This is a genomic window from Mesorhizobium sp. M0052 (genome assembly GCF_040323255.1).
Taxonomy (GTDB): Bacteria; Pseudomonadota; Alphaproteobacteria; order Rhizobiales; family Rhizobiaceae; genus Mesorhizobium.
The window spans coordinates 332,741-347,148 of the sequence record NZ_JAMYUS010000001.1; the positions used below are offsets into that span (position 1 = coordinate 332,741).

The 14,408-nt window shown below is 64.3% G+C and carries 13 protein-coding genes; 10 read left to right on the forward strand and 3 right to left on the reverse strand.

Features of this window, described 5'->3' with window-relative positions; translation table 11 throughout:
• The first annotated feature begins 10 nt into the window (after positions 1-10).
• The 4 genes from NKJ77_RS01620 to NKJ77_RS01635 all read left to right on the forward strand — a co-directional run bounded on the left by NKJ77_RS01620 (position 11) and on the right by NKJ77_RS01635 (position 4,821).
• Positions 11-340 carry a hypothetical protein gene (locus tag NKJ77_RS01620; RefSeq protein WP_023820563.1) on the forward strand — a complete coding sequence of 110 codons (330 nt, stop codon included), beginning with the start codon at positions 11-13 and terminating at the stop codon, positions 338-340.
• Entirely contained in the window at positions 304-1,539 is a 1,236-nt protein-coding gene (locus NKJ77_RS01625) for a site-specific integrase (RefSeq protein WP_352534055.1), read from the forward strand. The genes NKJ77_RS01620 and NKJ77_RS01625 overlap by 37 nt, the downstream gene beginning before the upstream one ends.
• 122 nt (positions 1,540-1,661) lie before the next feature.
• A complete protein-coding gene (locus tag NKJ77_RS01630; RefSeq protein WP_352534057.1) occupies positions 1,662-3,938 on the forward strand; it encodes a transglycosylase domain-containing protein in 2,277 nt (758 codons plus the stop codon).
• A gap of 130 nt (positions 3,939-4,068) precedes the next feature.
• Positions 4,069-4,821, forward strand: a complete 753-nt coding sequence (locus tag NKJ77_RS01635) for an SDR family NAD(P)-dependent oxidoreductase (protein WP_023669777.1) — start codon at positions 4,069-4,071, stop codon at positions 4,819-4,821.
• A 15-nt stretch (positions 4,822-4,836) separates the two neighbouring features.
• Here the strand turns inward: NKJ77_RS01635 and NKJ77_RS01640 are convergent, their stop codons facing one another.
• A complete protein-coding gene (locus NKJ77_RS01640) occupies positions 4,837-5,757 on the reverse strand; it encodes a zinc-binding dehydrogenase (protein ID WP_023712327.1) in 921 nt (306 codons plus the stop codon).
• Between the two features lie 111 nt (positions 5,758-5,868).
• Here NKJ77_RS01640 and NKJ77_RS01645 point away from each other — a divergent pair, with 111 nt between their 5' ends.
• A complete protein-coding gene (locus NKJ77_RS01645; RefSeq protein WP_352534058.1) occupies positions 5,869-6,678 on the forward strand; it encodes an AraC family transcriptional regulator in 810 nt (269 codons plus the stop codon).
• Positions 6,679-6,699: 21 nt separating this feature from the next.
• Here the strand turns inward: NKJ77_RS01645 and NKJ77_RS01650 are convergent, their stop codons facing one another.
• Both NKJ77_RS01650 and NKJ77_RS01655 read right to left on the reverse strand, forming a co-directional pair.
• Positions 6,700-8,490 carry a cation:proton antiporter domain-containing protein gene (locus NKJ77_RS01650; protein WP_352534060.1) on the reverse strand — a complete coding sequence of 597 codons (1,791 nt, stop codon included), beginning with the start codon at positions 8,488-8,490 and terminating at the stop codon, positions 6,700-6,702.
• 187 nt (positions 8,491-8,677) lie between these two features.
• Entirely contained in the window at positions 8,678-9,127 is a 450-nt protein-coding gene (locus NKJ77_RS01655) for a baeRF12 domain-containing protein (protein WP_023726453.1), read from the reverse strand.
• A gap of 418 nt (positions 9,128-9,545) precedes the next feature.
• Between NKJ77_RS01655 and cysG the strand changes: the two genes are divergently transcribed.
• The 5 genes from cysG (at position 9,546) to NKJ77_RS01680 (ending at position 14,382) form a co-directional block, all read left to right on the forward strand.
• Complete coding sequence (cysG, locus tag NKJ77_RS01660) at positions 9,546-10,997, forward strand: siroheme synthase CysG (protein WP_023826332.1); 1,452 nt, start codon at positions 9,546-9,548, stop codon at positions 10,995-10,997.
• Positions 10,994-11,287, forward strand: a complete 294-nt coding sequence (locus NKJ77_RS01665) for a DUF2849 domain-containing protein (RefSeq protein ID WP_023691980.1) — start codon at positions 10,994-10,996, stop codon at positions 11,285-11,287. The genes cysG and NKJ77_RS01665 overlap by 4 nt, the downstream gene beginning before the upstream one ends.
• Before the next feature lie 35 nt (positions 11,288-11,322).
• Entirely contained in the window at positions 11,323-12,993 is a 1,671-nt protein-coding gene (locus NKJ77_RS01670) for a nitrite/sulfite reductase (RefSeq protein WP_023726455.1), read from the forward strand.
• Positions 12,968-13,732, forward strand: a complete 765-nt coding sequence (locus tag NKJ77_RS01675; protein ID WP_023691979.1) for a phosphoadenylyl-sulfate reductase — start codon at positions 12,968-12,970, stop codon at positions 13,730-13,732. The genes NKJ77_RS01670 and NKJ77_RS01675 overlap by 26 nt, the downstream gene beginning before the upstream one ends.
• Positions 13,733-13,848: 116 nt before the next feature.
• Positions 13,849-14,382, forward strand: coding sequence for a DUF934 domain-containing protein (locus NKJ77_RS01680; protein ID WP_023686582.1), 534 nt, complete (start codon positions 13,849-13,851; stop codon positions 14,380-14,382).
• Positions 14,383-14,408: the final 26 nt, after the last annotated feature.

Here is a 14,408-nt window from a genome sequence, read left to right on the forward strand (position 1 = left end):
AAGCCGGCCTGTGGTTCTGGACCTGCGCGAGGGCGGGCAGATGACCCGCGCCGGGGCAACCCTCGACGATCTGCCCATGTTCGCATCGGACGAGCAGATCGCAGAGGCCATCGTCGGGAAGGATAAAGCAGGCAAATGGATGCGCGAGCGCCTGCCGACCCTTGCCAACAAGCCCGGTTTCCCGGCTATTGATGAATTTCACGGAGGGCGCCCGGTCGCCTTGGTGCAGCGGTTCTATGAAAATTACCTTGGAACCGGCTCGACCACGGCAACAGCGCCACCCGGCAAAGCGGACGCAAGCCAATGGAAAACGAAGACGCGACAAAGGCCCCAGGTCTGAAATGGATCAAGCGCGCTGGCGGCCGAGTGCCGCACTGGGTTGCCGACGAAAATGACGTAAAGAACGGCTACATCCCGAAAACGGTGAACCTCTACTATCTGGCCGATCAGCCGGAGATGCTGAAGGCGAAATGCCATTCGCTCCAAGCCGAGATGCTTCTATGGCGCACCGGCTACCGTGCCGACCCTCTGAAGTTCGACGGAACGATCAAGTCGCTCCTGACCATCTACGAGACGCACAAGCGCAGCCCATACCGGAAGCTGAAACCCGGTTCGCTGCGGCCCTATAACCACTATCTGAAGAACCTGAAGGGCCACATAGGCAGCGTCCGGCTTGACGAAACAACCGGCGTTGACCTCATCGACTGGCATGACGTTTGGTCGGAGAACGGGCGTTATCTCGCCGCTGCGTCGACCGCGCGCGCCGTTCTTTTCGCTGCAGTCAGCTTCGGCATCATGATGCGCTTGCCCGGCTGTTCGGAATTGTCGGTCGTCATGCGCGAGACTGCAAAGAGGCTCCCGCACCCCAAGCCCCGCAAACAGTCCGCCACCGCCACCCAGATCATCGCGGCGCGCGCGGCAGCGCATCAGGCCGGCCGGCCTTCGTCGGCGCTCGCCTATGCCTTGTGCTTCGAGACGGTGCTTCGGTTGTGGGACGTGATCGGCCAGTGGTGGCCGATGGACATGGGCGGAATTTCCGAAGTGCTTGACGCCGACCGGGATCTGAAATGGTTTGGCCTTCGCTGGGAAGACATCGACGCCGACATGGTGCTGCACTACACGCCATCCAAGACCGCCGATAGCACAGGCTTCAGCATTTCCTATTCGCTGAGGAAGGCGCCGATGGTCATGGAAGAGCTGCAGCACTGGCCGATCGAGAAGCGCAAGGGGCCGATCATCGTGGCCGAGGAAAACGGCTTGCCCTGGCGCGCCACGATTTTCGCGCAGCGCTGGTCTGTCGACCGCAAGGTGGCAGGTCTTCCGGTGACCCTTTGGGCGCGAGACTTGCGGGCTTCAGGCATCACCGAGGGCAGGGCATCCGATGCCAGTCTGGACGATGCCAGCAAGGTCGCCGGGCATAGCGCAACCACCACCACCAAGCAGTATGATCGCGCCGTGTTGGAGGCTGCGGACCGCTTTGCTGACGCGCGCGTCAAGCGACGTGAACAGAGCGGTAACGGCGGCGGTAACGCGCGGTAACGGATTAAGAATTTCGTAAGGAATTTCAGCGGCCTGCACGAGCCCTGCTTTAACGCGCCCTTAAACCGCCGCATCTACCCTCCAACCCGAGCGCCATTGATACCGGGAAGACAGCGCAACGCATGGCGAACCGCAGAGACAGTCGCGTCGAACCCAGCTTCGAGGGATCGCCAAAGGCGAAATCCGCGGCCGGTTTTTCGGTGAACGAGGAGGATCGGGTCGTGCCGGCCAATCGCAAATCATCTTCGGCGCGCAAAACCTCCAAGGCAAAATCATCGTCACGCGGCAAGCGCGGCAAACCCCGGCGCGGGCTGTTCGGCGTGATGGCCCGGATGTTCTACTGGTGCTTCGTGCTCTGCATCTGGGGCGGCATCGCGGTGGCCGGCATCGTCGTCTATTACGGCGCCAAGATGCCGGCGGCGACCACCTGGTCGATCCCCGACCGTGCGCCCAACATCAAGATCGTCTCGGTCGACGGGCAACTGCTTGCCAACCGCGGCATGAGCGGCGGCGAGGCGGTCGGCCTGCACGAAATGTCGCCCTACATTCCGGAAGCCGTCATCGCCATCGAGGACCGCCGCTTCTATTCGCATTTCGGCATCGACCCGATCGGCCTGTCACGCGCCATGGTGACCAATGTTCTGGGCCGGCGTTTCTCGCAGGGCGGCTCGACGCTGACCCAGCAACTGGCCAAGAACCTGTTCCTGAAGCCCGACCGCACGCTGGAGCGCAAGGTGCAGGAAGTGCTGCTGGCGCTGTGGCTGGAGCACAAGCATACCAAGGACCAGATCCTCGAAATGTACCTCAACCGGGTCTATTTCGGCTCCGGCGCCTATGGCGTCGAGGCGGCCTCGCGCCGCTATTTCGGCAAGAGCGCGCGCGACGTCACTCTGTCGGAGGCGGCCCTTCTCGCCGGCCTCTTGAAGGCGCCGTCGCGACTGTCGCCGGCGCGGGATCCGAAGGCGGCGGAGGAGCGTTCGCAGCTGGTGCTCGCCGCCATGCGCGACGAAGGCAAGATCAGCGCCAAGGAACTGGCCTCGGCGATGAGCGCGCCGGCAACGCGCGCGCCATCCTATTGGACCGGCTCGGAAAACTATGTCGCCGACACCATCATGGAAGAATTGCCCGATTTGATTGGTGACGTGCGCAGCGACATCGTCGTCGACACCACCGTCGACCTCAACCTGCAGAAGCTCGCCGAACAGTCGATCCGCCGGCTGATCGACGAGAGCGGCAAGAAGCTCAATGTCAGCCAAGGCGCGCTGGTCTCGATCGACAATTCCGGCGCCGTGCGCGCCATGGTCGGCGGCTACGACTATTCGACCAGCCAGTTCGACCGCGCCTCCGAAGCACGCCGCCAGCCGGGCTCGGCGTTCAAGCCGTTCGTCTATATGGCCGCGCTGGAAGCCGGCCGCACGCCCGACAGCGTGCGCAACGACGCACCGATCAAGATCGGCAAGTGGACACCGGACAATTACGGCGGCAAGTATTTCGGCAAGGTGACGTTGGCGACCGCTTTGGCGAAGTCGCTGAATTCCGTCGCCGCACAGCTGACCATGGAAGTCGGGCCCGACGCCGTGGTCGAGGCGGCGCACCGTATGGGCATTCAGTCCGATCTGATCGCCAACACCTCGATCGCGCTCGGCACTTCGGAGGTGACGCCGCTGGAGCTGACATCGGCCTATGTGCCGTTCGCCAATGGCGGCTACAAGCCCGACATCCATTTCATCCGCCGCATCACCACGACCGAAGGCAAGGTGCTCTATGACGACAATGGCGGCAGCGCGCCGCGCGTCGTCAAGCAGAACATTGTCGGCATGATGAACTCGATGATGACCGGCACGGTCGAGATCGGCACGGCGAAGAAGGCGGCCTTCGCCTGGCCGTCTGCCGGCAAGACCGGAACCAGCCAGAATTCGCGCGACGCCTGGTTCGTCGGTTACACCGCAAACCTCACCACCGGCGTATGGTTCGGCAATGATGACGGCACGCCGATGAAGAAGGTCACCGGTGGCGCGCTGCCGGCACAGGCCTGGCACGAATTCATGGTGGCGGCGCATGAAGGCGTGCCGGTCAGGCCGCTGCCCGGGACCTGGAAATCGACGCCGCCCGACACCATCGTGCCCGACGATATTCCGTCAGTCGATAACAATCAGGCGGCGCCGTTGCCTGCCGTGGCCGTCAGCCGTTCGGAGCCTGCTGCCGCGCCGGCACCTGCTGCTGTACCCGCACAAGCACCGGTCCGCCGTCCGGCCGAAACGGTCGATGCCGACGGCTTCGACATGCCGGGCGACGGCGGCACCACGGCCTCGATCAAGCACCCGGTACCGCCGGGCAGCGTCGGCGGCCCGGCCAAGAAGCGGAAAACCTCAATCCTGGATATTCTCGGCGGCGGCTGAGCGGCTCGTCATTCTGGCTTCAAACCAATGGCGAGCTGGCAATCCGTTCCTCATATGAGAGCTGAGTTGACAATTCGGCCTCTCGCCACCTCCGCCGCATTCGGCTACATCTCCGGCCGGAGTGACAGACATGGCTGAGACCGACACCAGAAAAACCATCGTGCTGACCGGAGCCAGCCGCGGCATCGGCCATGCCACGGTCAAGCGCTTTTCGCGTGAGGGCTGGCGGGTCATCACCTGTTCGCGCCAGGCTTTTGCCGAGGATTGCCCGTGGCCGGCCGGCCCAGAGGACCACATCAAGGTCGATCTCGCCGACCAGGAGGATGTCGGCATCGCCGTCTCGGAGATCCGTCACCGGCTGGAAGCGCATGGCGGGCAATTGCACGCGCTGGTCAACAATGCCGGCATTTCGCCGAAGCTCAAGGACGGCAACAGCCGCATGGATTCGATCGACACGCCGATGCATGTCTGGCGCGATGTGTTCCAGGTGAATTTCTTCGCGCCGATCATGCTCGCGCGGGGCCTCTTCAAGGAGCTTGCTGCAGCGAAAGGTTCGATCGTCAACGTCACCTCGATCGCCGGCACGCGCGTGCATCCTTTCGCCGGCACCGCCTATGCGACCTCGAAGGCGGCGCTCGGCTCGCTGACGCGCGAGATGGCGCATGATTTCGGCCCGCACGGCATCCGCGTCAATGCGATTGCGCCGGGCGAGATCGACACCGCGATCCTGTCGCCTGGCACCGACAAGATCGTCGAGACGATCCCACTCAGGCGCCTTGGCGCCACCTCGGAAGTCGCCGACATCATCTTCTTCCTGTGCTCGCAGCAGGCGTCCTATGTGACGGGCTCGGAAATCCACATCAATGGCGGCCAGCACGTCTGAGCACTGACAGACTGCTCATTCGGCGATGGTGAGAACAGCCTTGCCGCTGAAGCTGCGCTGTCGCAGGGCGTCCAGAGCCTGGGCGATGTCTGTCCACGGCACGGTCATGGACACACGGGTTTCCAGCCGGCCAGCCGCGACCAGAGCGAGCAGCGAGGCGATGTCCGCGCCAATGGCTGGACCGGATGTGTAGTAGGCGAAAGTCTGAAGCCTCGCTCCCTCATGGCCCGGAACGAACTGTCTGAAGCCAACCGGCGTGAGTTCGCCGCTGCTCGAACCGAACATGACGATGGTGCCGCCGGGGGCGACGCGGTCGATGGCATGGGCGAGGCTTTGGCCGCCGACCGACTCGGTGATCAGAGAGAATGGCCCTTCGGCCAGTTCGATCGACTCGACGACCTCGTGAGCACCAAGACCGCGGAGATCCTCGGCGTGCCGGGCGGCGGCGATTGCAATCACCGCGGCGCCTTGCTCGCGGGCGATCTGGATCTGGAAACGGCCGACCGCGCCGCTGGCGCCGGTGATCAACACCTGCTGTCCCGCGAGGTCGCCGCCATGGCGCAAGACCCTGAGAGCCGTCGTGCCCGCGACCGGAAGCGTGGCGGCGGACCCGAAGCTGACCTCGTCCGGGATGACGGCGAGGCGGTCGGTCGGAACGGCGACCTGTTCGGCCCAGCCGGCCTCGTCGACCAAAGCCACAACCCGGGCGCCGACGGCAGGCCCGGAGCCATCGGCTGCCGCCCGCTTGATTACTCCAACCACGTCCTGGCCAGGTATCCAGCCTTCCGGGCGTATGGTGAGCAGGCGCAATTCACCGCGGTTCAAGGAGGTTGCGTGGACGCAGACAAGCGCTTCGTTGGGGAGGGGCCGAGGGTCCTCGACCTCGGCGAGACTGATCCGGGTGATGCTCTCGGGAGAGATGACAAGCGCGCGCATGGGAAGCCTTCCTGCCGGTTTGTGACATGCCAGCCACGAACCAGAGTCTATCGACTCCCCGCATCAAAGAATTTAGCTATCACGGCGAATAGTCCCTAAAAGCCATCAATCATGAGGCAGCCGCTCCGCTACCCCTGGGTCAATTTCGATGTCGATGATGTGCAGGCACCTGCGATTGCCGTGCGCGTCGATGTCACCGAAACCAAAGCGGAAGTCGCCGCCCATTGGCACCGCAAGGGCCAGCTCGTCTTCGCGCTCGGCGGTGGCGTCACTTGCCGCGTCCCGAGCGGCCTGTGGATGGTGCCGCCGCATTGCGGTGTGTGGCTTCCTGGCAGTATGGAACACAGCAACATCGCGACCGCCAATGCGCGGATCTTCTTCGTCTATATCGAGCCGGGAGCCGCCGATCTGCCGGACCGGTGCTGCACGCTGTCGATCTCGCCATTGTTGCGCGAACTGATCATCGAGCTGGCCGATCGCGTGGAGGAAGATGAGGCGAGGGACGGGCTCTTGACCACGATCCTGCTTTCGGAACTGCCGCGCATGCCTGTCCAGCAGCTGCATCTGCCGATCTCCGCCGAGCCGCGCTTGCGGCGGATCGCCGAAGCGTTGGCGCAGAACCCTGCCGATCGCAGCACGCTTGCCGAGTGGGCCAACCGTGTTGCGCTCTCAGAAAGCAGCCTCGCCCGTCTCATCGTGAAGCAGACCGGCCTGAGCTTCGGCCGCTGGCGCCAGCAATTGCACCTGATCGTCGCCATAAGGGAGCTGGCCTCGGGTGCCAGCGTGCAGCAGGTTTCAGGCGATCTTGGCTATGGCTCCGTCACCGCCTTCATCACCATGTTCAAGAAGGCGCTTGGCAAGCCGCCGGCAAAGTATCTCGCCAGCGTCGCGCACAATGGCGGCTCCGCCTTCGTTGGATGATCGATGCGCCTGTGGCAAGCCTCAGGCCGGGGAGGGCTCAATGGCTTCGGGGCGCGGCATCGGCTTTTGCTCCAGCACTTCTTGCACGATGCTGCGGGCGATCTCGCGTTCGCCCATGATGACGGTGTCGGCGCCGAGCCCCATCAGGTGCTCGACCTCGGCATCGGAATGGGCCCGCGCTATGACGTTGATGCCGGGATTGGCGGCGCGTGCCCTGAGCACGATCTGCCCGGCCTCGAACGCGTTGGGGATGGCAAGGATCAAGCGTTTGGCCCCCTGCGGATTGGCGGCGGCAAACACGCCCCCATTGGCCGCATTGCCGGAGACGATTTCGACGCCGTCGTCTCTGAGCCTCGCCAGCGTCTTGTCGGCGTCCTCGATGACCAGGAAGGGCAGCGATGCCTGTTTCAGCGCCGCGCCGACCAGGCTGCCGACGCGGCCGTAGCCGACCAGGATGGTGTGGCCCGAGAGCGTTGTGCGTGGCGGTGGGCCATTCTCTTTTGCCGCGGCGGCCACCGAGGCCACTTGTCCGGGCTGCGTCGCCGGGCCGACCGGCTTGGCCTCTTCCGGTGGTGCTGCCTTGGCGGCGCGCGCGTCCAGCCATGGCTTCATCCAGTCGAGGGCGAGGAACATCAGGGGATTGACCAGGATCGACAGGATGGCGCCTGCCAGGATCAGGTCGCGTCCCTGTTCGGGCAACAGCTTCAGCCCGACGCCGAGCTCCGCCAGGATGAAGGAGAATTCGCCGATCTGCGCGAGGCTGGCCGAGATCATCAAGGCGGTTCCCAGCGGATAGCGGAAGGCGATGACGATAACGAAGGCGGCCAGCGACTTGCCGATGACGATGATGGCCAGCGTCGCCAGGATCGGCCAGCCATTGCTCATCAGGCTGAACGGATCGAACAGCATGCCGACCGAGACGAAGAACAGCACCGAGAAGGCGTCGCGCAGCGGCAGTGATTCCTCCGCCGCGCGGTGGCTGAGCTCGGATTCGCTCATGATCATGCCGGCGAAGAAGGCACCGAGCGCCAGCGAGACGCCGAACAGTTTGGCGGCGCCGAAGGCGACGCCGAGCGCGATCGCCAGCACCGCCAGCCGGAACAGTTCGCGCGAGCCGGTATGGGCGACGTAATGCAGGATCCACGGAATGACGCGGCGGCCAACCACCAGCATGACGATGACGAAGGCGACGACCTTGGCCAGCGTGAGGCCGACGACGCCCCAGATGCCGAAGCTGGCCGGCAGCGACAAAAGGCTCGCATGGTCATCGACCTGCGGCTGGCCGCCGAGCACGCCGGCCAACGCCGGCAAAAGCACCAGCGCCAGCACCATGGCGAGGTCCTCGACGATCAGCCAGCCGACGGCGATGCGGCCGCGCTCGGTCTCGATCAGCCGTCGCTCCTGCAACGCGCGCAACAGCACCACTGTGGACGCGACGGAAAGCGCTAGGCCGAAGACGAGGCCTGCGCCCATCGACCAGCCGAGCATCCAGGCAAGGCCGGCGCCCAGCGCGGTGGCAAAGCCGATCTGGAAGATGGCGCCGGGTACGGCGATGGCGCGGACGGAGAGAAGATCCTTCAGGGAGAAATGCAGGCCGACGCCGAACATGAGCAGGATGACGCCGATTTCGGCCAACTCATTGGCAAGACTGGCATCGGCGACGAAACCCGGCGTGTTCGGTCCGACCAGCACGCCGGCGACGAGGTAGCCGACCAGCGGCGGGATGCGAAAACGGTTGGCGAGCGCCCCGAAGATGAATGCCAGCCCCAGACCGGCGACGATGGTGGCGATAAGGGGCGTGTCATGCGGCATTGTCTATGGAGCGCCTTTCGGGAAATGTCGGGTGTGCGCCGCCCGAAGCCGCCGCCTTTTTCAATATGGTGGAGGGGGTGCGGGCGACGCAACCCGCAAGACGTAAATTGGTGGCCAGAGGCACCGAAAACGAAAGGCACGCGCAGCAAAACCGCTGCGCGCGCCAATACCGAATGATCGATGAGCGTCACGCCGCGTGCAGCATGGCCTCGATGTCGATCAGCGGGCGGTTGGTCAGTGTCTTTGGGATCTCCGCCTGCACCTTGTCGGTGACTTCCTTGTGCAGTTTCTTGCGCATGGTGCCGAGCACCAGCGGTGGCGCGACCAGCACGATGTCGTCGAAGATGCCGTGATGGGCGAGCTTGTAGAGCCGGTCTGCGATCTCTTCGGCAAAGCGTTCCTTGCCCTGCCGGTGCCAGTCGGTTTCCTCAACCGCGCTGCGATGCACGGAGGGGCCGTCATTGTAGCGGCCGGGACTGTCGCTGCCTTGTTCGCGCGTTGCCGGATTGTCCTGTTTCATCTCCTGGAAGAGCTGCAGGTTCGGATAGAGATTGTCGCCCTCGTTCTTCAGGAACAGCGCTTTCTCGCCATCGGCCACCATGACCAAAAGGCCATGTTTCAGGTTGATCTTGCTCATTTGCGGGCTCCTGTTTGAAGGTTCAAATCCAGCCGACGATTGTCTGTTACGGCAGGGGCAGAACGCGTGGCGAAGCGGGAACGTTCCACTTCGTTCGCCGAGATCGCACGCAGCCATATCAAGCCCGATCTATCGTCCATCGGAGCAATGTCCGAGGTGACGGCTTTAATCTACTAGATTGGTAGAATTTAGAAAAAATAATTTTGCAGCTTGGCCGGCTCCCGGATAAAAGAGCCGCAGAACAAAGCCTGCGGCAGCAGCTTGAATCCGCCTGATATGCGGATGTGGAATATTTTTCTCTTGGCCCCTTGGCTTGCGGAAAACCGATTGCCTCCCGTCAGAGGATGCGCGAGTGGGTTCCTTCAGCTTTTTCGCGTCCGCGCCTAAAACTGCCGAATTGTTCCGGAATCTGTTCGTCATGCCGCACGCCAATCCCAAGCTCACCGCGTTCCCGGTCTTCATGCGGGTCGAAGGCGAAGCCGTGGCCATCGTCGGCGGCGGAGGCGAAGCATTGGCCAAGGCGCGGCTGCTCGATCAGTCAAGTGCTGTGCTTCGCATCATCGCCGATGTTGCCGACGCCGAATTGCTGAGCTTCATCGCCGCGACCGGCGCCATCCGTATCGACGCCCCCTACGACGCCGCGCATCTCGAAGGCGCGATCCTGGTGTTTGCCGCCAGCGGCGACGAGAGGCTCGACCGCCGCGTCGCCGACGATGCGCGCCGCCTTGGCATTCCGGTCAATGCCGTCGACCGGCCGGAGCTGTGCGATTTCTTCACCCCGGCGCTGGTCAACCGCGCCCCGGTCGCCATCGCCATCGGCACGGAAGGCGCGGGTCCGGTGCTGGCGCAGATGCTGCGCAGCCGCATCGACCGCATGCTGTCGCCGTCGCTCGGGCCGCTGGCAGCGCTTGCCGCCTCGTTCCGGGGTGCCGCCGAAAAGCTGCTGCCGAAAGGCAACGCCCGCCGCCAGTTCTGGAGCAGTTTTTTCCAGGGTGCACCGGCGCGCGCCGTCGAAGCCGGCGAGCTTTCGCAGGCGCATGACGCCGCCGCCGATCTGTTGCTGTCGAAGGCTCCGGCTTCGGGCCATATCGCCCTGGTCGGCGCCGGGCCAGGTGCTGAGGATCTTCTGACGCTGCGCGCGCATCGGCTTTTGATGGAAGCCGACGTCATCGTCTATGACGCGTTGGTGCCGGAGGCGATCGTCGCCATGGGCCGCCGCGACGCCGAGCGGCTGCCGGTCGGAAAACGCAAGGGATGCCACACCAAGAGCCAGGCCGAGATCAATGCGCTGCTGGTCGAGCTTGGCAGGCAGGGCAAGCGCGTCGTGCGGCTGAAGTCGGGCGACCCGCTGGTGTTCGGCCGCGCCGGCGAGGAGATGGCCGCACTGCGCGATGCCGGAATCGCCTATGATGTCGTCCCCGGCGTCACCGCCGCCTTTGCCGCCGCCGCCGACTTCGAGCTGCCGCTGACGCTGCGCGGCGTCTCCTCGTCGATGGTGTTCACCACCGGCCATGATCTGAAGGGCAATTCGCTGCCGGATTGGGCCAAGCTCGCCATTTCCGGCGCCACCGTCGCCGTCTATATGGGCCGCTCGGTCGCCGCCGAAGTCGCCGGGCGGCTGATCGAGGCCGGCCTGTCGCCGGACACGGCGGTTGCCGTGGTCGAGAATGCCAGCTTGCAGAACCGCCGCCGTTTCCACGGCACGCTGGCCGATTTGCCGTCGCTGGAAGCGCGCGCCGATCTGGCCGGTCCGGTGATGACCATCATCGGCGACGCGGTTGCCGGCGCCAACTTTGAACGTTCCGAGCCGCTCGCGGCACATAACTATGAGGGCGCCGCCAACGCGGCCGGCGCAGAGGTCGAGCCATGAAGATACTGACCGCAAACCGCCTCTCCGACGGCATCGCCGTCTGGTACGCCGACGGCGGCTGGGCCGAGACGGTCGACCATGCCGACCTTGCCCATGACCAAGCGGCAGAGGACAGGCTGGAAGCAATCGGCGCCAAGGCCAACGCCAACAATCAGGTTGTCGACGTCAATCTGATCGACGCTGAAGTCGTCAATGGCATCGTCGTGCCGGTGCGGCTGCGCGAAAAGATCCGCGCCGCCGGCCCGACCATCCGGGAAGATCTGGGCAAGCAGGCTGCGCGGGCAGCGTAACAAAATACGGGCGGACGCGCCCTGAAAGACGAAACATGTACCGCTACGATGAGTTCGACCACGATTTTGTCCAGGCCCGCGTCGCCGAGTTCAGCGACCAGGTCGAACGCCGGCTGTCCGGCGAGATCACCGAGGATCAGTTCCGGCCGCTGCGGCTGATGAACGGCGTCTACCTGCAGCTGCACGCCTACATGCTGCGCATCGCGGTGCCCTATGGCACGCTGAACAGCGCCCAGTTGCGCATGCTCGGCCACATCGCGCGCAAATACGACAAGGGCTACGGCCATTTCACCACGCGCCAGAACATCCAGTTCAACTGGCCGGCGCTGTCCGACATTCCGGCGATCCTGGCCGATCTCGCCAGCGTCGAGATGCATGCCATCCAGACCAGCGGCAATTGCATCCGCAACGTCACCGCCGATCATTTTGCCGGCGCCGCCGCCGACGAGGTCGCTGATCCGCGCCCCTATGCCGAGATCCTGCGGCAATGGTCGTCTGTGCATCCGGAATTCTCGTTCCTGCCGCGCAAGTTCAAGATCGCGGTGACCGGGGCCGAGCGCGACCGCGCCGCCATCCAGACGCATGATATCGGTCTGCATCTGAAGAAGGACGCCGCCGGCGAGCTCGGCTTTGCCGTCTATGTCGGTGGCGGCCAGGGCCGCACGCCGATGGTGGCGCGCAAGATCCGCGACTTCCTGCCGGAAGCCGACCTGCTGTCCTACTGCACCGCGATCCTGCGCGTGTACAACCTCTATGGCCGCCGCGACAACAAGTACAAGGCGCGCATCAAGATCCTCGTCCACGAGACCGGCGTCGAGGAAATCACCCGCCAGGTCGAGGCCGAATGGCAGGAGCTGAAGGACGCCGAGCTGAAGCTGCCGGAAGCCGACATCCGTGCCATCGACGCCTATTTCGCGCCGCCGGCACTGACCGCCCGGCCGGAAGGCGACGCGGCGATCAAGCTGGCGCGGCTCGATTCCAAAAGCTTCTCGGACTGGCTCGACCAGAATGTCGTGACGCATCGCCATCCCGACTATGCCGCGGTGACGATCTCGCTGAAAGGCATCGGCGAGGTGCCGGGCGATGCCACCGACAGCCAGATGGAAGCGGTCGCCGACATCGCCGAGAAATACGCGTTCGACGAACTGCGCGTCAGCCATGAGCAGAACCTGATCCTGCCGCATGTGGCGCGCGCCGATTTGAAAGCGGTCTACGACGCTTTGGTCGACATTGGCCTCGCGACGGCCAATTCCAACCTGATCAGCGATATTATCGCGTGCCCTGGCCTCGACTATTGCGCGCTGGCGACGGCGCGCTCGATCCCGATCGCGCAGGAGATTTCGCTTCGCTTCGCCTCGCTCGAGCGGCAGCGCGAGATCGGCGAATTGAAGCTCAAGATTTCCGGCTGCATCAATGCCTGCGGCCATCACCATGTCGGCCATATCGGTATCCTCGGCGTCGAGAAGAAAGGCTCCGAACTCTACCAGGTGACGCTTGGCGGATCGGCCGACGAGAACACCTCGGTTGGCGAAATCATCGGCCGCGGCTTCTCTTCGGAAGAGATCACGGACGCCATCGAGCAGATCGTCGACACCTATCTCGGCCTTCGGCTCGGTCCCAGTGAACGTTTTATCGACGCCTACCGCCGTGTCGGTCCCGCGCCGTTCAAGGAGGCGCTCTATGCTGGCGAAACCAAGGCCGCTTGACCGCATCCTCGACGTCGACGACAGCATCGCCGCCAAAGCGGCGGGCTTCGACGCGCTGTATGGACATCTGAGCCCGCTCGACATCATCGAACGCGCGGCGAGCGAATTGTTTCATGACGAGATCGCCGCCGTGTCGTCCTTCGGCGCGGATTCCGCCGTCCTGCTGCATATGATCGCCAAGGTCGACCGCACGCTGCCGGTCATCTTCCTGGACACCGGCAAGCATTTCGAAGAGACGCTGGGCTATCGCGATGCGCTGGTCGCCGATTTCGGGCTGACCAACATCAGGGTGATCAAGCCCGAAGACGCAGCGCTCGAACGGGTCGATCCGACCGGCAATCTGCACCAGAGCAACACCGATGCCTGCTGCGACGTGCGCAAGGTCGAGCCGCTGGCGCGCGGCGTCGCCCCCTTCCGGGCCTGGCTGACCGGCCGCAAGCGCTTCCAGGCGGCGACGCGAGCCGCGCTGCCGGTGTTCGAGGCGGTCGGCCCGCGCGTACGCATCAATCCGCTGGCGCACTGGACGACATCCGATCAGGCCGACTACATGCGCGCGCATGCGCTGCGCGAAAATCCGCTGGTTGCGTACGGCTATCTGTCGATCGGCTGCTTCCCATGCACGCAGCCGGTGCAGCCGGGCGAAGATGCGCGCAGCGGACGCTGGGCCGGTCATGCCAAGACCGAGTGCGGCATCCATCTGTCGGGACTGGAAGTGTCGCTGACCGACGCATCCCTTTAAGCTATGGTGATATTCAGGTGAGGCTGGCCTGCAACGGCGGCTTCCGCCCGGAGGCCGCCGGTTTCGTGTGGACCGGCTTTCGCGGACTTCGATTTTGGGGCTTTTAGGAATTTTCGATGACTGAACCGACGACAGCGGAGACCCGCCTCTGGACCCGGACGGGTTTTCGCGAAGACGAGTGGACACATGCCGAAAGTGCGGATGCACTGGCGGGCAATGGCCGCTTCATCCTGCCGTTGCAGGCATTTCTCGGCCTCGATGCCGAAGTGCGGCGCTCGGCCAAGGAGCGGCTTGGCGTCGCGCTGCAGCCCGGCGACCAGCTGGAAAAGATTGTGGATCTGCTCGACCAGCTGTCGCTGGTGGCGCTGGCCTTCCCGGCCTTCAGCGACGGCCGCTCGTTTTCCAAGGGCGAATTGCTGCGCAGCCGCTACCATTTCGAGGGCGCGGTCCGCGCCACTGGCCAGGTGCTCGTCGACCAGCTGCCGCATATGCTGCGCCTCGGCTTCGACGAGTTCGAAATCTCCAACCCGGTTCTGCTGAAGCGCCTCGAAGAAGGCCGCACAGGCGGGCTGGGCCTTTACTATCAGCCGACCGAAGCGTCGGAGCCGAAGGGGCCGAAATACTCCTGGCGGCGCGTTCGCAACAGCTGACGCAGCGATAATTTCGCCTGTCTTTA

Bases quoted from the DNA above. Each gene is read 5' to 3' on its own strand.
- NKJ77_RS01680 (WP_023686582.1), top strand. From the start codon at position 13,849: ATGACTGAACCGACGACAGCGGAGACCCGCCTCTGGACCCGGACGGGT.
- NKJ77_RS01645 (WP_352534058.1), top strand. From the start codon at position 5,869: ATGAGGCAGCCGCTCCGCTACCCCTGGGTCAATTTCGATGTCGATGAT.
- NKJ77_RS01675 (WP_023691979.1), top strand. From the start codon at position 12,968: ATGCTGGCGAAACCAAGGCCGCTTGACCGCATCCTCGACGTCGACGAC.
- NKJ77_RS01665 (WP_023691980.1), top strand. From the start codon at position 10,994: ATGAAGATACTGACCGCAAACCGCCTCTCCGACGGCATCGCCGTCTGG.
- NKJ77_RS01625 (WP_352534055.1), top strand. From the start codon at position 304: ATGGAAAACGAAGACGCGACAAAGGCCCCAGGTCTGAAATGGATCAAG.
- NKJ77_RS01640 (WP_023712327.1), bottom strand. From the start codon at position 5,757: ATGCGCGCGCTTGTCATCTCTCCCGAGAGCATCACCCGGATCAGTCTC.
- NKJ77_RS01670 (WP_023726455.1), top strand. From the start codon at position 11,323: ATGTACCGCTACGATGAGTTCGACCACGATTTTGTCCAGGCCCGCGTC.
- NKJ77_RS01655 (WP_023726453.1), bottom strand. From the start codon at position 9,127: ATGAGCAAGATCAACCTGAAACATGGCCTTTTGGTCATGGTGGCCGAT.
- cysG (WP_023826332.1), top strand. From the start codon at position 9,546: ATGCCGCACGCCAATCCCAAGCTCACCGCGTTCCCGGTCTTCATGCGG.
- NKJ77_RS01630 (WP_352534057.1), top strand. From the start codon at position 1,662: ATGGCGAACCGCAGAGACAGTCGCGTCGAACCCAGCTTCGAGGGATCG.
- NKJ77_RS01635 (WP_023669777.1), top strand. From the start codon at position 4,069: ATGGCTGAGACCGACACCAGAAAAACCATCGTGCTGACCGGAGCCAGC.
- NKJ77_RS01650 (WP_352534060.1), bottom strand. From the start codon at position 8,490: ATGCCGCATGACACGCCCCTTATCGCCACCATCGTCGCCGGTCTGGGG.